Here is a 19,285-nt window from a genome sequence, read left to right on the forward strand (position 1 = left end):
GGGGATTTAATATGAAAAGAAATAATACTTTTAAATTAATAATTATGGCTATGGCTGTTGTAATAAATATTGTAGGAGCATTCGTTGCTGCAACATTAAAACTACCAATCTTCATAGATACAATAGGAACATTTTTATCAGCATTTCTATTCGGACCTATAAGTGGAATGTTAACAGGAATTGTAACTGCATTAATTAATGGATTAACATTTGATCCATACTCACTATATTTTATGCCTGTTCAATTAGTTATAGGTATAGTAGCTGGAGTGTGTTATAAAAAGAATTTATTTAAAGGAAAATATTTAGTTCTTGGTATTTTAATAACAACTGTAATTGGATCTATTGTTGCCTCAATAATTTCTGCCTTTGTTTTTGGTGGAATTACATCATCTGGTACTTCTTTTATTGTAATGTATTTAAAGGAAGCTGGAGTAAACATAGTTACAAGTATATTTTCAACTCAAATTATCTTTGATTTAGTAGATAAAGCTATTACAGTTTTACTTGTATTATCATTAATAAAAGCATTACCTAATAACATTAAAATTAATAATAAAGCATATTAGAGTTTGATTAAAAAATAATGAATATGTTTAAAATTAAATTGTAGTAATAGAATCAGTATTATAATATACTGATTCTATTAGGTTATAAGCAAAATAAGAAATTCAAAGGAAAGATGTGATTAAAATGAAAGTAGATTTAAATGATGTAATAGAATGTATAGAATTTGAAGGAGAGTTATTAACTCATTACTATAATAAAAAAACAGGAGTAATAATATATATTGAAGATAGTAGTACAGCAAACTATAAAGCTGATGATATACAAAATATTGATAAGTTTGAAGAGTGGGAAAAAGAACTTATACTTTCACTTCATGATTTTAAAGAAAATTATAATGATTATATTCAACTTCCAAACCATGCTGATATAGATGAATATGGAATGATGATTAATTTTACTAATACAATAGAAGATTCAGATATAAGGAATACAATATTAGAAAATAAAGATTCATTTAGAGAACTAAGGAATGCAATTGAAAATGCTGGCCTTGGTAGTGAATGGTATGATTATAGGGAAGATAGTGAAAGAAATTTAGCAATAAAGTGGTGTAAAGATAATAATATAGAGTTTTAATCTTATATTTAAATAATGAAAGTTTTATGAAAAATATCATCATAAGCTTTCATTATTTTTTTGTAGTAAATAATAAGTTTCACTTATAAAAATTATTAAAGGTTAATAGAAAATTTTTATTCCATACTCTTAGTATTTAATTGACATTATAATCACAATTGTAAAGCATATTTCATAATATAAGGTGAAAGGAGATGTATATAATGTTACCAATACAAAGAAAAATAAGCTCTTATAATTATTCAAGTAGAAACGGTGATAGCGTAAAGTATATAATTCTTCATTACACAGGAAACAAAGGAGATACAGCTAAGAATAATGTTGATTATTTTTATAATGGAGATAGAAGCGCAAGTGCACATTATTTTGTAGATGATACTTCTATATGGCAATCAGTAGAAGAATATAATGCAGCTTGGTCTGTTGGCGATGGAACAGGTATATATGGAATAACAAACAGAAATTCTATTAATATAGAAATGTGCTGCAATAGTAATGGAGTTATTTCAGAAACAACAGAAAATAATGCATTAGAGTTAGTTAAGTATTTACAAAAGAAATATAATCTTTCTAATAACAGTGTTGTAAGACATTATGATGCAAGTCATAAAATATGTCCTAATTGGTCAGATAATAATTGGAGCAGATGGACTGCTTTTAAAAATAAATTACAAAACACTTCTAATAATGGGGAGATGAATTATTCTATGTATGTGTTTAGTAAGAATTGGTATCTTAAAAAATATCCGGATGTAGCTAAAAGTACAGTTTATAAGGATAATCCTTATAAACATTATGTTGATTATGGAAGGAAAGAAGGAAGATTACCATTACCACCTATTCCTGTAGAATATAATGAAGGTGAATATCTTGAACTTAATCCAGATGTAGCTGATGCAGTTAAAAAGGGAACATTTGTATCAGGAATTGATCATTATCTTCAATATGGTTTTTCTGAAAATAGGAAAGTCCGTAAATAACTATAAAATGTTATTTTATATAAATTTTAAGACTATATGTTTGTATAATAAGCATTTAGTCTTTTTTATTTTAAATAATTATATAGTGGCTTTAAATTTTATATATTTTCTAAAGTTTTAAACTTAAAGTAGGTTTTAAAAAATAAGTACATATTTAATTAATTTAAAAATAATTAAGATAAATGACATTTAGAGTAAAAATAATAACTATAATATAATAACAAGAAAAATGGGGTGATATAAATATGTATTAATTAAATACTAATTATCTTTTGACATAAGTTTTATACTTACAAAAATTATTCATGAGGTAAATATTTTAAATAATTTTTAGGGGGATGAATAATTATATGACAAATTTAGAATTAGCAAAAAAGATTGTTGAGCTAATTGGTGGTAAGGAAAATGTTATAAAAGTTGCAAACTGTATGACTAGATTAAGAGTAAATGTAAAGGATGAAAATTTAATTAATACAAATCAATTAAAAAGCACTGAAGGAGTAATAGGAATAGTTCAAAATGGAGATTATCTACAAATTGTATTAGGTCCTGGTAAAGCTAAAAAGGTAGCAGATATTTGCATTGAAGATTTAAATTTACCTAAAGAATCATTGAAAGCTGGAGAGTGGAAAGAAAATAAGGCAGCTGTTAAAGGTTCTCAAAAAGAAAGTAAATTTAAGAAGGTAATTAATGTTATTGCTAATATTTTCATTCCTTTAATTCCAGCAATTATTGCAGCAGGTATATTTAATGGTCTAGGAAGCTTAATTTCAACTCTTCAAGGACAAGGTGTTTTAAGTTCTGAAGGATTTTGGAAAGTAACTCAATTAATGTTCTCTTTAATAGGTGGAGGATTCTTAGGCTATTTTGCTATTTATACTGGTATAAACTCAGCAAAACAATTTGGTGCAACTGAAGGCTTAGGAGGAATGATAGGTGCTATATCAATAAGTGCAAATATAGTTGCTATATCCCAAACCTTTGGATTGTATGATGAAGCTGTACCTTTAAATTCTATCTTAACTACAGGAAAAGGCGGTATTATAGGTGTTATTATGGGCGTTTATATATTAGCTAAGATAGAAAAGGCAATACGTAAGAGATTGCCAGACGTTCTAGATTTAATATTAACTCCACTATTAACATTATTAATAACAGGCATCTTATTTGTATTTATTATAATGCCAGTGGCAGGATTTATTTCAGATGTATTAGTAGCTGTATTAAGTATAATTATTAATTCTTCTAATCCAGTTGTTAGTGTAATTAGTGGATATGTATTAGCTGCATTATTCTTACCAATGGTATTATTAGGGTTACATCATGGATTAATACCAATTTATGCAGTTCAACTAGAAGCAATGGGAGGAGTTTCATTATTCCCAGTACTTGCAATGGCTGGTGCAGGTCAGGTTGGAGCCGCAATAGCTATCTATTTAATTGCTAGAAAAATAAATAATGAAAGATTAAAACAAGTTATTGTAGGAGCACTTCCAGCAGGATTCTTAGGAGTTGGTGAACCATTGATTTATGGTGTTACTCTTCCTATGTTTAAACCATTTATTACCGCTGGTCTTGGTGCTGGTTTTGGTGGTGCATATGTAATGTTAACACATGTTTTAGCTAATGCTTGGGGACCATCAGGATTAGTTGCTATTCCTATAATGCAACCACAAAGTATGCTTAATTACTTTATAGGATTATGTATTTCTTATATTGCTGGATTTATAATTACTTACTTTGTAATTAAAGAATCAGATGTGAAGAATATATAATTAGATAATTTTAATTAATTCTTTCTAAAAAAATAATTCAAATAAGTATATTTAGTATAATAGGGAATATATATAAATATAAATTAAATAATAATTATATTATTATATACCACGAAGGTATAGCTTTTTCTGTAGCTATGCCTTCTATTTTTTTCTTAAAATTATGTAAAGTAAAGGAAAAAAAGTGTTTAGGGGGAGAAGATTTATGAAAAATAGACTAATTAGAAGAATAGCATTTTGTTTAATAGGAATTATATCAATGCTGGTACTGTTGGATGCAATAAAGCAAAAAGTACAGAAAATGAGTCAACAAATAAAAGTAAAATTTACAGATGGTACTGAATTTAATGCTGAAATCGTAAAAAAGAATTTTGATGAAGTATTGCAAAATAAATCTGATCACTCCTTTTTAGAATCTATTAATTTAATTGAAGCTGTTGATGTAGTTGATGAATACACTATGAAAATAAAATATACGGAAGCTTATTATCCAGTACTACAAGAATTAGCTTTATCTAGACCAGTAAGAATTATGGCCGAAAGCTCATTCCCGGAAGAGGCTAATACTTCGGAAGGTATAGTTAAACCTATTGGTACAGGTATGTGGAAGTTAAAGGAATATAAACCAGGACAATATGCAATATTATATAGAAATGAAGAGTATTTGGGGGAAGCACCTAAGTTTAGTGAAATTAAAATAGTATTTACACCTGATGGAGATACATTTGTAAATTTATTAAAAGCTGGAGATGTAGATATGATTTTTGATGTGGAGAGCAGATTAACACCAAACGCTTTTAAAGAAATAGAAAATAGAGCTCTAAATATCCTAAAGGAAATGAAAATACAAAACTCTAAAACTGTATTAGACAGTTACCCATATCAGCTTAGTGGAGGAATGCTTCAATTAACTTTAATTCTAAGATTAATAATAATATAGAAAAAGTTAATGAAAATGAAACTACAACTGGATGTGTATATTTTAATAGATGCAACTGCTGTACTTCAATTTGTAAAACAATTCAACCAACTTTAGTTAATATATCTGATGGTCATAAAATAGCATGTCATAATATACTTAAAAAGTAAAAATATAATTAAAATTTTGTTATAAAAGTAATTTAATTCTGCTATAATATCAATAGTAAATTGTTATGGGGGAGTTAAACATGAAAGTAATATTACTAAATGGAAGTCCAAGAGCTAATGGATGTACACATACTGCATTAAAAATCATAGAAAAAGAATTAATTAATGAAGGAATAGAAGTAAAATTCTACGAGGTGGGTAACAAGGCTATAATAGGATGTACAGGCTGTGGTGCTTGTAGAAAATTAGGTGAATGTGTTCATGGTGGATTAGTAAATGAAGTAAGTAAGGAATTAGAAAGTTCAGATGGATTTATTGTAGGTTCACCTGTGCATTATGCAGCAGCTAGTGGAGCAGTAACTTCATTTTTAGATAGACTTTTTTATTCAACAGATAAAAATCACTTAAGACATAAATTTGGCGCAAGCATTGTATCATGTCGTAGGGGTGGTGCAAGTGCTGCATTTGATCAATTAAATAAATATTTTACTATAAATGAAATGCCAATAGTATCATCAGTTTATTGGAATCAAATTCATGGTAATACACCAGAAGAAGTTGTGCAAGATTTAGAAGGAGTAAGAACTATGAAGGTATTAGCTAGAAATATGGCTTATTTAATTAAGTGTAAAGAAGCTGCTAAGAATATTCCGACTCCTGAATTAGTTCCTGTAGTAAGAACAAACTTTATAAGATAATAAATTAAAAATAGTACTCATATGCGAGTACTATTTTTTTTATTAATTATTAAATATTATTACTTTTCTTTTACAAAGAATATACCTACTCCATATTTGCCAGTATGAGAGCCTATTGTAGCACCAATTTGCATATTTTTAATATTGTTATTTGGGAAAAGGTTAATTAAGTTATCATTTAGCATATCCTTTAAATCGTTATCACATCCATAGTATATTACTATAGGAAATTTATTATCAGGTTTAAACTCAGATAATCTATTTACTAAAAAGTTTATAGCAGATTTAGTTCCTTTAACTTTTTTTAATATTTCAACCTCACCATCTTGAACACAAATCACAGGTTTTATATTCAATAAGTTACCTGCAAAAGATGTCATTGCAGAAATTCTTCCACTTCTTTTAAGCATTTCTATATCATTAATCATTACAGCATAATCCATTCTAGGAATTATATCTTCAATAGCTTTAATTATTTCATTAACATTTTTACCTTCATTTTTCATTTTATTAGCTATTTCAACTAATAAACCTTGTCCATATGCAGCAGATCTAGAATCTATTAAATGTATCTTATTACTACCTAGTATTGACTTTGCTTGATAGGCGCTGCTAAATGTACTACTAATTTCAGAGGAAATACCAATATATAATACTTCATTTCCTTTAAGTAATTCTCTTTTAAATACTTCTTCAAAAGTATATAAATTTACTCCAGCAGTTTTAGGTATAGATAATTTATCATCTATTAAGTTATAAAATTTTTCGGTATCTAAATCAATTATGTCTTTATAAATTTTACCTTGTATCTCAATAGTTAAGGGTAATAAAATAATATTGTTTTCATTTAAATAGTTTAAAGATAAGTCACAAGAACTATCTGTTATTATTACTAATTCATTCATAAGTGTATTGCTCCTATATTGTAAAGTATTTAATAATACAATGGTAGCATAAATTATAAAGTTAAATTATTAATATTATTTAAAATAAATGTTAATAATAAAAAATTGTTATATTTTATTGACAAGTGGAAAAGATTGTAATATTATTTAATTACAATTTAATAAATCTTCAGGGCAGGGTGAAATTCCCTACCGGCGGTAAAGCCCGCGAGCTAATTTAGCATGATTCGGTGAAATTCCGAGGCCGACAGTAAAGTCTGGATGAAAGAAGATAAAGTAATAATGTAGTAATCTAAAATACTATATTTATTTAGTTTGTATGCTATGCTCTGAAATATTTTATATTTCAGAGTTTTTTTAGATTTCTATGTAATATATTTATTTACTATGCTTATTTAAGCATCTATATATTTTTTTCTATTAAAGTTAATTATAAAATAGAATTAGTAAAAAATATATTTTTTATTAAAGGCTCTGAGTTTATAATCTCAGAGCCTTTAATTTTTAGCTAAAGATTTATTAAATTCGAATTATTATGATTGTGAGATGATGAATTTGAATGAATACTTTATGAAAAAAGCTATTGAGCTAGCTAAAAAAGGAGTAGGAAAAGTAAATCCAAATCCTTTAGTTGGTGCAATTATAGTAAAAGAAGGAGAAATAATTGGAGAAGGATATCATGAAAAATATGGAGAAGCTCATGCAGAGGTAAATGCATTTAAAAGTCTAAAAGAAGATCCTTCAGGAGCTACACTGTATGTTACTTTAGAGCCTTGTTCACATTATGGAAAAACGCCTCCATGCGTAGATATGATAATAGAAAACAAAATAAATAAAGTTATTATAGGAATGATTGATCCAAATCCTTTAGTTGCAGGTAATGGAATAAATAAATTAATAGCTGCAGGAATAGAAGTAAAATCTGGTATTTTAGAAGATGAATGTAAAAAATTAAATGAGATATTTATAAAATATATTATAACTAAAAAGCCTTATGTAGTATTAAAAGCTGCTATGTCTCTTGATGGAAAAATTGCTACAAAAACAGGTGAATCAAAATGGATAAGCTGTGAAGAATCACGATTACAAGTTCATGAATTAAGAAATAAACTTTCAGGAATTATGGTTGGAATAAATACAGTAATTACTGATAATCCAGAATTAACTTGCAGAACACAAAATGGAAATGATCCAGTTAGAATTATTGTTGATAGTTCACTAAGAATACCTTTAGATTCTAAAGTATTAAAAAATAAAGATGGCAAAACTATGATAGCTACTACTAAGAAAGCTGATTTAAAAAAAATGCAGGCTCTTTTAGAAGATAATATTAAGGTTTTAATTATAAAAGAAAAAAATGGACGTGTTGATTTAAATGATTTAATGATAAAGCTTGGAAAACTAAATATAGATAGTATTTTATTAGAAGGTGGAGCAACTCTTAATTATTGTTCATTAGAAGAAAAAATAGTTGATAAGGTTATGATGTATATAGCCCCTAAAATTATAGGAGGGGAAAAATCTAAAACTCCAATAGATGGGAATGGAATAAATAAATTAACTGATGCTTTTAGATTGAGAAATATAAATACATCAATTGTAGGTGAAGATATTTTATTAGAGGGATATATAGGTTAGGTGATTAATTTATGTTTACAGGAATAATTGAAGAAATAGGAGTAATTCAGGAAGTTAAAAAGGGAAGTAAATCCTCAAAACTAACTATTAAGGCAAATAAGGTTTTAGATAAAACAAAGGTTGGAGATAGTATTTGTACTAATGGGGTATGCCTAACAGTCACAGCTTTAAAGACAAATAGTTTTGAAGCTGATGTTATGGCAGAAACCTTAAGAAGAAGTAATTTAGGAAATTTAATTATTGGTAGTAAGGTTAATTTAGAAAGAGCATTAACTTTAGAAAGTAGACTTGGTGGGCATATTGTAAGTGGACATATAGATGGAATAGGACAAGTTATTTCCTTAGTAAAAGAAGATAATGCTACATGGGTTACCATAAAAACTACAAGTGATATTTTAAGATATATAGTTTTAAAAGGATCTATAACAATAGATGGTATTAGTTTAACAGTTGCGTATGTTGATGATGTTGTATTTAAAGTATCTATAATACCACATACATCAGCTGAAACTACTCTTTTAAATAAAATTATTGGAGAAACTGTTAATCTTGAATGTGATGTAATTTCAAAATATGTAGAAAAGTTAATGGGATTAGAAAGTAAAAAAGAAGAGAAAAATACTAGTTCTATAACAGAAGAGTTTTTGAAAAGTAATGGATTTTTTTAATATTGGAGGGTTAAGAGAATGAATAAATTTAATAGCATTAAAGAAGCAATACAAGATATAAAAGAAGGTAAAATTGTCATAGTTATTGATAATCCTAATAGAGAAAATGAAGGTGATTTATTAATGTCAGCAGAAAAAGTCACTGGAGAAGCTATAAATTTTATGGCTAAGTACGGACGTGGACTTATTTGCATGCCAGTAGAAGAAAATAGATTAAATGAACTTGAAATAGGGCCCATGGTAAAGAATAATACTGATAATCATGAAACAGCTTTTACGGTAGCAATTGATCATGTTAATACAACAACAGGGATTTCGGCGTTTGAAAGAGCATTAACTATACAAAAAGTCTTAGATGAAAATTCAAAGCCAGATGATTTTAGAAGACCAGGACATGTATTTCCTTTAGTGGCTAAAAATGGAGGAGTTTTAGAAAGAAATGGTCATACTGAAGCAGCAGTAGATTTAGCTAAATTAGCAGGATTAAAACCTGCAGGTGTTATTTGTGAAATAATGAATGAAGATGGAACTATGGCAAGAACTCCAGAATTAATGGAATTTGCAAAAAAACATAATTTAAAAATAATTACTATTGAAGATTTAGTGAAATATAGAAAAGAAAGTGAAATAAAACATTTAGAAATTGAAAGAGTTGCAGAAGTTAAAATGCCAACTAGATATGGTGATTTTAAAATGTATGGATTTATAAATAAGTTAAATGGAGAACATCATGTTGCTTTAGTTAAAGGAAATATAAGTAGTGAGACTCCAATTTTAACTAGAGTACATTCAGAATGCTTAACTGGAGATGCATTAGGTTCAAAAAGATGTGACTGTGGTGAACAGTATGATTCTGCTATGAAGAGAATTTCAGAAGAAGGTTGTGGAATTCTTGTTTATATGAGGCAAGAAGGTAGAGGTATTGGGCTTATTAATAAATTAAAGGCTTATGCACTTCAAGATAAAGGATATGATACTGTAGAAGCAAATGAAATGCTAGGTTTTGCTGCTGATATGAGAAGCTATGATGTAGCAGCTGCTATTTTAAGAAATTTAGGAGTTAAAAAGGTTAATTTAATGACTAATAATCCTAGAAAAATAAATGGATTAGAAGGTTATGGAATAGAAATTACAAATAGGATTCCAATACAAATGAATCATAATGAAAAAAATGAATTTTATTTGCAAACAAAGAAAGAAAAACTTGGACATATACTTTAAAGTGCAAAGGGAAGAGTTAAGAGTTTAGGTAGAAACTCATATGGGAGTTATTAAAATATAATATAAAATTTTAGGAGGAATAAAAAATGAGAATAATAGAAGGAAATTTAGTAGCACAAGGTTTAAAGGTTGGTATAGTAGTAGGAAGATTTAATGAATTTATAGTATCAAAGTTATTAGGTGGAGCATTAGATGGATTAAAAAGACATGGTGTAGATGAAAGTAATATAGATGTTGCATGGGTACCAGGGGCTTTTGAAATTCCATTAGCAGCAAAGAAAATGGCACAAAATGAAAATTATGATGCAGTAATCTGTTTAGGTGCAGTTATTAAGGGATCAACTCCACATTTTGATTATGTTTGTGCAGAAGCGTCAAAAGGAATTGCAAGTGTATCACTACAAACTGAAAAGCCAGTTATATTCGGAGTATTAACTACAGATAGTATAGAACAAGCTATTGAAAGAGCTGGAACTAAGGCTGGAAATAAAGGCTATGATGCAGCAGTAACTGCTATAGAAATGGCTAATCTTTTAAAGAATTTTTAACCTATGAAATATATAATTTTTGATTATGATGGTACATTGCATAATAGTATAAAAATTTATAAGCCAGCTTTTCTAAAGGCATATGATTATTTAATTAGTAATGGTTATGCTAAAGAAAAAGAATTTAGTGAATCTGAAATAAGCCAGTATTTAGGGTTAAGTGCAAAGGATATGTGGAATACTTTTATGCCTAATTTGCCAAACTCAGAAAAGGAAAAATGTAGTTCCATTATAGGAGAAGCTATGTTACAGTATATTTCTGAAGGTAAGGCAAAGTTATATGATGGAACAATAGAAACATTAAATCAATTAAAACTAACAGGATATAAATTAATATTTTTAAGTAACTGTAAAGTTAGTTATATGAGAAGTCATATAGAAGCTTTTAAATTAGATAAGTATTTTATAGATTTTTTTTGTAGTGAATATTATGATTTTAAACCTAAATATGAAATTTTTGAGTTTATTAAAGAAAAATATAAGGGTGATTTTATTGTAGTTGGCGATAGATATGTAGATATGGAATTAGCAGAAAAGCATAATTTGAAATTCATAGGTTGTAATTATGGATTTGGAAAAACTGATGAATTATTAAATGCTAATTATATTATAAATAATTTTAATGAAATATTGGATATAGGGATATAGCTTCAAAGCTATATCTCTTTTTTATAGAAATCTTCAATTTATAAGTTATTAATTTAATGTAAATTTAAGGTTTATATAATAGTAGATTAACTATTATATACTATGATAATATTAAGCTAATTAATGAATTAAATACTAGATATTTTAGGGGGAAAAATGACTAATAAGATTAAAAGGCATAAGAAGAAACTTATAATAGGTACCTGTATTATTGTTATAGGAATTGGTGTTTTAGGTGCTAATAGTAGAATTTTTAAGGAAAAAATGCAATATAAAATTAATGAAATCTATTATTCAAAATTTGAAGCTAAGGAATATACTGATCAATTTATAGAAACAGATTATAAAAACTATAAAATACTTCATTAAGTAATTTAATAGATAATAGTATAAAATATAATGATAAAAATACAACTTTAACTATAATATCACGAAAATGCAGTAATGGAATTGAAATAGTAATTTCAGATGATGGAAGAGGGATTAAAGAAGAGGTAAGAGATAAAATATTTGATGCTTTTGTTAGAGAAGATAAAGCTAGAAGCTCATCAACTGGTGGAACTGGATTAGGACTTGCTATAACTAAGGCTATTATAGAAAAACATAATGGAACTATAGAGTTAGTTAATGGCATAAAAGGAACTGAATATAGGATAGTATTAAGAATATAAAATAAAAATTACATGTGAATTCAGTAACAATTTTACATGTAATTTTTATTTTCTCAAAGATATTTAATAGAACTTATTTACAAAATTGAATATTATTGATATAAATTAATTGAGAAATAATTTATTAATGGAAAAAATAATATAGCAATAGACACCAGATATAAATTAGTATCAATTATTATGGCCTTAAGGTTTATACCTAAAGATATAAAAATATAGATAGTAGTAGTAAATTAAAAGATATATATTTAATATAGAAATTAAGATAAAATATTTTAACTTTATTTCTATATTAATTTTTTTAAAATACTTTGATAATAAAAATATTTGATTATAATATATTGACATATAGTTACATTTTTATTATACTAACATTGTACCATATAGTTATAAAAACTATGTGAGTGAGTTGGGATAACTAGGAGGATTAATATATGAAGTTAAATTCGTTGATTATAGGAGATTTAGTAGCACAAGTGCCAATAATACAAGGAGGCATGGGAGTAGGTGTAAGTCTATCTTCACTTGCAGGAGCAGTAGCGAAAGAAGGCGCAATAGGTGTAATATCAGCTGCACAACCTGGATATTTAGAGGATGATTTTGGAAGGGATTCATTAAGTGCTAATATAAGAGCATTAGGAAAACATATAAAAAAAGCAAAAGAAATATCAAATGGTGGAATTATAGGTGTTAATATTATGTGTGCCACACGAAATTATGATGAATATGTGAAATGTGCAATAGATAATGGTGCAGATTTAATTATATCAGGAGCAGGATTGCCAACTGACCTACCAAAGCTTACAGAAGGCTCAAATATTAAAATAGCTCCAATAGTATCACCACCAAAGTCTGCAAGTGTCATTTTAAGAATGTGGGACAGACGTTATGGAAGAACTGCTGATATGGTAGTTATTGAAGGACCAAAAGCTGGTGGTCATTTAGGTTTTTCTAATGAAAGTTTAGATGAATATGAAACAAAGGGTTATGATAAGGAAGTTCTTGAAATAATCGAAATAGTTAAAGAATATGAGAAAAAGTATAATAAGAAAATACCAGTAGTATTTGCTGGAGGAGTTTATGATAGAGCTGATATTGATCATTATATTAGTTTAGGCTGTTCAGGTGTTCAAATGGCAACTAGATTTGTAGCAACTGAAGAATGTGATGCAGATATAAACTTTAAAATGGCTTATATTAACGCTAAAAAAGAAGATGTAATGATAGTAAAAAGTCCAGTTGGAATGCCAGGGCGTGCTATAAGTAATAAATTCATGGAAGATAGGAAATTAACAAATGAAAAAATAAGTAAATGTTATAAATGTTTAAAAAAATGTGATATGTCAACTATACCATATTGCATAACTGGTGCATTAGTACGTGCTGTAAAAGGTGATGTTGATAATTCGCTTGTATTTTGTGGTGCAAATGCTTATAGATTAGATAAAATTGTTAAAGTTAAAGAGTTAATTGAAGAGCTTATTGGATAAGTAGTGGTAGTGTATAACTATTTTGTTCTACACACTTGAAATATATTACCAATTAAATTGAGTGAAGAGTGAAGAAGGAAAAGTGAAGAGTTAAGGTTGAAACTGCTATCGTAGTTTCTTAAAAAATATATTTTAATTCAGCTTAGCTGAATTATTTACTTAACTTTTTATTCTTACTTCTTCACTCTTAACTATATAAATTAATAGTTTTGATACGGCATATATATTTTTAATTTTTTATATGCACGGTCATTTAATTCAATTAAGTGTGAAGGCTGTGGAGAGTTAGCTCCAGAACATAAGATAAGAATTGAAAAAGGGAAAAAAGTTTGCTTAGATTGTTATAATGAATATACAAGAGGTTGGTAATTTTAAAAGGCTGTATCAATAAATATACTTTGATACAGCCTAAATTTAAAGTGTTTTTTTATTTTCTAAAATGCAGGTCAAAATTGGAATATCAGTGAGTTTCTCTAATGAAATCTTATTATCTATATGAAGAAAATTAGATTCATCATACCTATTTAATATAATTCCAACTATATTTATATTTAAAGCTTTAGCATATTCGATGGTTAAAATAGTACTATTTATAGTCCCTAGGGATGCATTTGCAACTATTATAATATCTAAATTTAAAGCTTTAATTACATCAGTTAACATCAAATTTTCACTATTTAAGTTTAAAGGACATATAATTCCACCACATCCTTCAACTACTAAAAATTCATGTTCTTTTTTATGCTTTTCATAGTCAGATAAAATTTTAGATAATGAAATAGGATTATTTTCAATTACAGAGGCTAAGTGTGGGGATACTTCAGTTTTATAGATATAAGATACTAAGGAGTTAGGATCAGTATCTATATTACATGTTTTACAAATATAATTTGCATCACCTGCTATAGCCTTTTCCTTAACAATATCTACACCACTTAAAGCTGGTTTATAATATCCTACATTTATATTTTCTTTTTTTAAAGTATTAATTAAAAGGGAAGAGACATAAGTTTTACCAACTTCAGTGCCTGTTGCTGTAATAAATATTCCTTTTCTATTATTTAATAGTATACTTTTTAATGATTGTATCATAGCTTGGCCACCTTATAATTTAATTCTTTTATTGTATTAAAGTCGTCATTAATGCTAATTCCAGCAGTAGTTAACATATCTCCAGTAATAGTAGCGTTAGCACCACTCTTAAATAATGATTTACCTTTATCCTCTAATAATCCACGTCCACCAGCTAATCTAATTGCACCATAGGGTATTATAAACCTAAAAATAGCGACAGTAAGTTTAATTTCGGCATTAGATAATATTTTATTATTTTCTAATGGGGTACCCTTTATAGGATTTAATATATTTACAGGAATAGACTTAATTCCTAGATTTCTAATTTCAAGTGCCATATCAATTCTATCTTCAATAGTTTCACCAAGACCTAATATTCCACCACTACAAACTTCAAGACCAGCTTTTTGAGCAGCTTTAATAGTTGAGATTTTTTCATCATAAGAGTGGGTTGTGCAGATATTAGGGAAAAAATTTCTAGATGTTTCTAAATTATTATGATATCTTGTAACTCCAGCTTCCTTTAGTTTTACAAAATCATCATAAGATAATAAACCATGTGATGCACAAAGTGATATATTTAAGTTTTCATTAATTAATCTATAAGCTTTGCATAAAGTTTTTAAATCATTTTGAGATAATCTTTTACCAGATGTAACAATCGAGTATCTTAATACACCTTTTTCTTCATTATATTTTGCATAATTAAATATAGCTTGACTATCTAATAAAGAATATTCCTCAACTGATGTTTTAAAATGTAGTGATTGAGCACAATATTTACAGTTTTCAGAACATTGTCCTGATTTTCCATTTATAATTGTACACATATCAAAGAAGTCTCTACAAAAATGTTTACGTATTTCATCAGCAGCTATACATAATTTATCAAGTGGTTCATTTAATAAAGAAAGTATTTCTTCTTTTTCTAATATAGTTCCTTTTAAAATCTTTTCTTTTAATTTATCTATTATATTCATTTGAAATCATCTGTCCTTTAATTACTGGAATTGTTCTTTTGGCAATTACTGAACTAATAAAACATAATACTAAATCTCCTGGAACGCATATAAGAAAACAATAAAATATTACTCCACCAACAGTAATAGGTGAATTTAAATAATAATTTGCTATAAAATAATAATAAACTATTCCAAAGATATAAACTATTGATAATCCTGTTAAGCTTGCACATATAAGCCTTTTAATAGATGGCTTTGTAGTTTTATGTGCAATATAACCAGTAACATAAGTTCCAACTAAAAATCCAATAAGATATCCAAAGGTTGGTTGAACAATATAACTTAAACCACCACCTTGAGTAAAAACAGGAATACCAATTAATCCAACTAATAAATAAATACCAACTGAAATTGCTCCTAATCTTGGACCAAGTAATAATCCTGCTAATGTAGTAAATAAAACTTGAAGGGTAAATGGAACAACAGGTATTGGAATTTTAATAAAAGCTCCAACTGCAATTAATGCTGCAAATAGTGAACATAAAATAAGTGATTTTGTATTAAGTTTATTCATTTAATTTAACCTCCTAATAGAAACTTCACCAGAATTTAAAATTTTAATAGACCCATCATCGTGTTCTACTACTAAAGACCCATCACAATTTATATTAATAACCTTACCTTTAGATGATATTCCAGAACTTATATATATAATTTCTTGATTCAAAACAATACTTCTTTTTTTATACTCTGATATAAAATCATAATTTTTAATTCTTGGAATCATATCTAAAATATTACTTATTATTTCTGCACAAAGCATATTTCTATTAATATTGTTGTTATTATTATTAAATAATGAAGAGGCTATTGATTTAAGCTCATCTGGAAAATCATCCTTGGGTTGATTAAAGTTAATTCCTATTCCTAAAATTAGATAATCAATAGTGCCACTTTCAAAATTAGTAGAAGCTTCTGTTAAGATTCCAGCAACTTTTTTATTATTTAAATAAATATCATTTATCCATTTTATCTGACAGTCTATACCAGTGACTTTCTTTATTGATTCACAGATGATTACTGAAGAAGATGTAGTAATTAATACTGAATCCATTGCTGTTAAATTTGGACGTAATATAATACTCATATAAATACCAGTGTTAGCTGGTGAATAAAAGCTTCTTCCTAATCTACCTTTTCCAGCCGTTTGCTCTTCTGAAATAACAACAGTTCCATGTTTAGCACCAGATAAAGCTAAATTTTTGGCTATTTCATTAGTAGATGATATTGTTTTATAATTATAAATTTCTATATCAGAGCATGACTTATTTAAATATAAGGAGATACCTTCTTTTGAAATAAAATCAGTATTAGTAGCTAAAGAATATCCCTTATTAGTAACAGCATTAATAACATATCCTTCATTTCTAAGAGAATTAATTGCTTTCCAAATAGATGTTCTAGATATATTCAGTGTTTTGGCAATTTCTTCACCTGAAATATTTCTACCTTTGTTTTCTTCTAAAATCTTTAAAACTTTTCCTTTTATTAACATAACTAACCTCCTGGTTGATATTATATTGAAAGAAAAATAGTTTGTCAATCAAAATAATTGAAATGGTTAACAATTTAAATAAAAATTATTTTTATAATATATTTGACATATACTAAAGTATAGGAATATAATATATTAAAAATATTAATATATCCTATGAAGAGGAAGAGTAATTAAGTTTAGGTTCAATAAAGAGAGTTAAGGATGGTGGAAGCTTAGCAAGAAATAATTTAATGAATGGGCCTCAGAGGAACAAGGAGAAATCAAGTTTAAGAGAGTATCTAAGTGGTGGGCTGCACCTTATAGCAGATAGAGTATGTTAGTACTTGATTAAGAGTGGTGTGAATTTTAATAATTTATTTTACACAATTTAGGTGGCAACACGGATATATACTCCGTCCTATTAATTTAGGATGGAGTTTTTTTATTTTCAAAAATAATACTATTTAAATAAAAAAGTAAGGAGTGATAATTATGAAAAAAGAAATTCTTTTAACAGGTGATAGACCAACTGGTAAGCTTCATATAGGTCATTATATGGGCTCATTAGTAAATAGAGTAAATTTACAAAACAGTGGACTATATGAAAGTTATATTATTATAGCAGATCAGCAAGCATTAACAGATAATGCTAGAAATCCTGAAAAAATAAGAAATAGTTTAATAGAGGTAGCTTTAGATTATTTAGCAGTTGGAATAGATCCAACAAAATCAACTATTTTTATTCAATCACAAATACCTGAATTAAATGAACTTACAATGCATTATTTAAACTTAGTTACTGTTGCAAGGCTAGAAAGAAATCCTACAGTAAAAAATGAAATAAAAGAGAAAGATTTTAATTTGAGTATCCCAGCAGGATTTTTAATTTATCCTGTAAGCCAAACTGCTGATATTACAGCCTTTAAAGCTGATATAGTTCCAGTAGGTGAAGATCAGCTTCCTATGATAGAACAAACAAGAGAAATAGTTAGAAGCTTTAATACCATTTACCAAAAAGAAGTTTTAGTAGAACCAAAGGCAATTTTACCAAAGGATGGGTTAGGTAGATTACCTGGTATAGATGGAAAAGCTAAAATGAGTAAATCTTTAAATAATGCAATTTATCTCAGTGATGAGCCAGATGTGATAAGAAATAAAATTATGTCCATGTATACTGATCCTAATCATATTAGGATTGAAGATCCAGGAAATATAGATAATAATACTGTATTTACCTATTTAGATGCTTTTTGTAAAGATAAAGATTTCTTAGAAGAAATGAAATCACATTATAAAAATGGTGGACTTGGGGATGTAAAAGTAAAAAAATATCTAAATGAAATAATTCAAGCGGAGCTTGAACCAATAAGAAGTAAGAGAAAAATCTATGAAAAGGATTTAGATTATGTATATGATATTTTGAAAAAAGGGAGTGAAATAGCTAGAAGTAAAGCCGCTATCACTTTAACTGAAGTAAGGGAAGCAATGGGTATAGAATATTTTTCACAGTATTAAAGTGACAAGTTTTACAAAAAAATATATAATAAGGATGATAAATAAAGTTTATGGAGGAAAATATAGAAATGGGCGAAAGAAAAAATAAAGCAATAGAATTGCACAGTAATAGATATACATGTTCACAAGCTGTAGCATGTGCTTTTTGTGATTTAGTAGATGTTGATGAATCTACAATGAAAGATATGGTTAAAAGATATAGTGGTGGAGCTTATAAAGTATGTGGAGCTGTAATGGGGGCATACGTTATAGCTAATTACTTAAATGGAAATATAAATCTAGAAAATCCAGCTGAAGCAGTTAAAGATGACATGGAGCTTTTAAATGAAATTGAAAAAAAGTTTAAAGATAAAAATACTTCAGTATTATGTAAAGAGCTAAAAGGAATTACTACTGGAACGATGCTACGTTCTTGTAGAGGCTGTGTAGAAGATGCAGCAGAAATTTTAGAAGAAATAGTAGATTTAAAAATGAATATCTATTGTTAGAAGTAATTTATAAACCTGGTTTAAATTTTATTAAACTAGGTTTAACTTATATATTATTTATAAAAAGAATATAATTTTTAAGTAACTATTTATATAAATATGAATATAATAGTGTGTATTAAAGCCTTTATAATACTAAGGAGCGTAAAAATTCTATGTAAAATAAAAAAAATAAAGGAATATATGGAACTTTTTATGTTAAGTAATAGTCTAATAAATATAAATTAAATTT

The 19,285-nt window shown here is 27.2% G+C and carries 21 protein-coding genes, 1 pseudogene, 1 riboswitch and 1 other annotated feature; of the genes and pseudogenes, 17 read left to right on the forward strand and 5 right to left on the reverse strand.

The window, feature by feature from the left end; translation table 11 throughout:
- Positions 1 to 11 precede the first annotated feature (11 nt).
- The 6 genes from HCG76_RS02940 to HCG76_RS02965 all read left to right on the forward strand — a co-directional run bounded on the left by HCG76_RS02940 (position 12) and on the right by HCG76_RS02965 (position 5,688).
- Positions 12 to 569 (forward strand): ECF transporter S component, encoded by a 558-nt coding sequence (locus HCG76_RS02940; protein WP_221698717.1) that lies wholly within the window; start codon positions 12 to 14, stop codon positions 567 to 569.
- A gap of 124 nt (positions 570 to 693) precedes the next feature.
- The gene (locus tag HCG76_RS02945; protein WP_221698716.1) at positions 694 to 1,146 is read left to right on the forward strand and encodes a UPF0158 family protein; all 453 of its coding nucleotides are present in this window, start codon (positions 694 to 696) and stop codon (positions 1,144 to 1,146) included.
- Positions 1,147 to 1,349: 203 nt separating this feature from the next.
- Positions 1,350 to 2,126: a peptidoglycan recognition protein family protein gene (locus tag HCG76_RS02950; protein WP_221698715.1), complete on the forward strand. Its 777-nt coding sequence runs from the start codon at positions 1,350 to 1,352 to the stop codon at positions 2,124 to 2,126.
- 350 nt (positions 2,127 to 2,476) lie between these two features.
- Complete coding sequence (locus HCG76_RS02955) at positions 2,477 to 3,901, forward strand: PTS transporter subunit EIIC (protein ID WP_221698714.1); 1,425 nt, start codon at positions 2,477 to 2,479, stop codon at positions 3,899 to 3,901.
- 205 nt (positions 3,902 to 4,106) lie between these two features.
- Positions 4,107 to 4,841 (forward strand): ABC transporter substrate-binding protein, encoded by a 735-nt coding sequence (locus HCG76_RS02960; protein WP_221698713.1) that lies wholly within the window; start codon positions 4,107 to 4,109, stop codon positions 4,839 to 4,841.
- A gap of 229 nt (positions 4,842 to 5,070) precedes the next feature.
- The gene (locus HCG76_RS02965) at positions 5,071 to 5,688 is read left to right on the forward strand and encodes a flavodoxin family protein (protein ID WP_221698712.1); all 618 of its coding nucleotides are present in this window, start codon (positions 5,071 to 5,073) and stop codon (positions 5,686 to 5,688) included.
- 59 nt (positions 5,689 to 5,747) lie between these two features.
- Here HCG76_RS02965 and HCG76_RS02970 read toward each other — a convergent pair whose 3' ends face one another.
- Complete coding sequence (locus HCG76_RS02970; protein ID WP_221698711.1) at positions 5,748 to 6,593, reverse strand: DegV family protein; 846 nt, start codon at positions 6,591 to 6,593, stop codon at positions 5,748 to 5,750.
- Between the two features lie 161 nt (positions 6,594 to 6,754).
- Positions 6,755 to 6,870: riboswitch (FMN riboswitch) on the forward strand.
- 278 nt (positions 6,871 to 7,148) lie between these two features.
- Between HCG76_RS02970 and ribD the strand changes: the two genes are divergently transcribed.
- The 9 genes and pseudogenes from ribD to HCG76_RS03015 form a co-directional block, all read left to right on the forward strand.
- Positions 7,149 to 8,231, forward strand: coding sequence for a bifunctional diaminohydroxyphosphoribosylaminopyrimidine deaminase/5-amino-6-(5-phosphoribosylamino)uracil reductase RibD (gene ribD / locus HCG76_RS02975; protein ID WP_221698710.1), 1,083 nt, complete (start codon positions 7,149 to 7,151; stop codon positions 8,229 to 8,231).
- An 11-nt stretch (positions 8,232 to 8,242) separates the two neighbouring features.
- Complete coding sequence (locus tag HCG76_RS02980; RefSeq protein WP_221698709.1) at positions 8,243 to 8,899, forward strand: riboflavin synthase; 657 nt, start codon at positions 8,243 to 8,245, stop codon at positions 8,897 to 8,899.
- Between the two features lie 18 nt (positions 8,900 to 8,917).
- Positions 8,918 to 10,120, forward strand: coding sequence for a bifunctional 3,4-dihydroxy-2-butanone-4-phosphate synthase/GTP cyclohydrolase II (locus HCG76_RS02985; RefSeq protein WP_221698708.1), 1,203 nt, complete (start codon positions 8,918 to 8,920; stop codon positions 10,118 to 10,120).
- A gap of 86 nt (positions 10,121 to 10,206) precedes the next feature.
- Positions 10,207 to 10,668: a 6,7-dimethyl-8-ribityllumazine synthase gene (gene ribH / locus HCG76_RS02990; RefSeq protein WP_221698707.1), complete on the forward strand. Its 462-nt coding sequence runs from the start codon at positions 10,207 to 10,209 to the stop codon at positions 10,666 to 10,668.
- Positions 10,669 to 10,671: 3 nt separating this feature from the next.
- On the forward strand, positions 10,672 to 11,316 hold the full coding sequence (locus tag HCG76_RS02995; protein ID WP_221698706.1) for an HAD family hydrolase: 645 nt from the start codon (positions 10,672 to 10,674) through the stop codon (positions 11,314 to 11,316).
- A 156-nt stretch (positions 11,317 to 11,472) separates the two neighbouring features.
- Positions 11,473 to 11,685, forward strand: coding sequence for a hypothetical protein (locus HCG76_RS03000; RefSeq protein WP_221698705.1), 213 nt, complete (start codon positions 11,473 to 11,475; stop codon positions 11,683 to 11,685).
- Positions 11,686 to 11,738: 53 nt separating this feature from the next.
- The gene (locus tag HCG76_RS19485) at positions 11,739 to 11,987 is read left to right on the forward strand and encodes an ATP-binding protein (protein ID WP_370778852.1); all 249 of its coding nucleotides are present in this window, start codon (positions 11,739 to 11,741) and stop codon (positions 11,985 to 11,987) included.
- Positions 11,988 to 12,421: 434 nt separating this feature from the next.
- The gene (locus HCG76_RS03010; protein ID WP_221698704.1) at positions 12,422 to 13,477 is read left to right on the forward strand and encodes an NAD(P)H-dependent flavin oxidoreductase; all 1,056 of its coding nucleotides are present in this window, start codon (positions 12,422 to 12,424) and stop codon (positions 13,475 to 13,477) included.
- A gap of 243 nt (positions 13,478 to 13,720) precedes the next feature.
- Positions 13,721 to 13,846, forward strand: a pseudogene (locus HCG76_RS03015) (TraR/DksA C4-type zinc finger protein); the annotation flags it as partial.
- A gap of 45 nt (positions 13,847 to 13,891) precedes the next feature.
- On the opposite strand, the gene bioD reads toward HCG76_RS03015, so the two are convergent.
- From bioD to HCG76_RS03035, 4 genes are read right to left on the reverse strand one after another with little or no spacing between them, the layout of a single operon-like run.
- A complete protein-coding gene (gene bioD, locus HCG76_RS03020) occupies positions 13,892 to 14,569 on the reverse strand; it encodes a dethiobiotin synthase (protein WP_221698703.1) in 678 nt (225 codons plus the stop codon).
- Positions 14,566 to 15,531 carry a biotin synthase BioB gene (gene bioB / locus HCG76_RS03025; protein WP_221698702.1) on the reverse strand — a complete coding sequence of 322 codons (966 nt, stop codon included), beginning with the start codon at positions 15,529 to 15,531 and terminating at the stop codon, positions 14,566 to 14,568. The genes bioD and bioB overlap by 4 nt, the downstream gene beginning before the upstream one ends.
- Positions 15,515 to 16,087 (reverse strand): biotin transporter BioY, encoded by a 573-nt coding sequence (locus HCG76_RS03030; protein WP_221698701.1) that lies wholly within the window; start codon positions 16,085 to 16,087, stop codon positions 15,515 to 15,517. Before HCG76_RS03030 ends, bioB begins: the two co-directional genes overlap by 17 nt.
- Entirely contained in the window at positions 16,088 to 17,068 is a 981-nt protein-coding gene (locus tag HCG76_RS03035; RefSeq protein WP_221698700.1) for a biotin--[acetyl-CoA-carboxylase] ligase, read from the reverse strand.
- Between the two features lie 147 nt (positions 17,069 to 17,215).
- Positions 17,216 to 17,474 (forward strand) — a binding site (T-box leader).
- A 68-nt stretch (positions 17,475 to 17,542) separates the two neighbouring features.
- Here HCG76_RS03035 and trpS point away from each other — a divergent pair.
- Positions 17,543 to 18,565 carry a tryptophan--tRNA ligase gene (gene trpS, locus HCG76_RS03040; protein ID WP_221698699.1) on the forward strand — a complete coding sequence of 341 codons (1,023 nt, stop codon included), beginning with the start codon at positions 17,543 to 17,545 and terminating at the stop codon, positions 18,563 to 18,565.
- A 68-nt stretch (positions 18,566 to 18,633) separates the two neighbouring features.
- The gene (locus HCG76_RS03045; RefSeq protein WP_221698698.1) at positions 18,634 to 19,053 is read left to right on the forward strand and encodes a C-GCAxxG-C-C family protein; all 420 of its coding nucleotides are present in this window, start codon (positions 18,634 to 18,636) and stop codon (positions 19,051 to 19,053) included.
- Positions 19,054 to 19,285: the final 232 nt, after the last annotated feature.

It is taken from the genome of Clostridium sp. K13, from assembly GCF_019734195.1.
Classification (GTDB): Bacteria; Bacillota; Clostridia; order Clostridiales; family Clostridiaceae; genus Clostridium.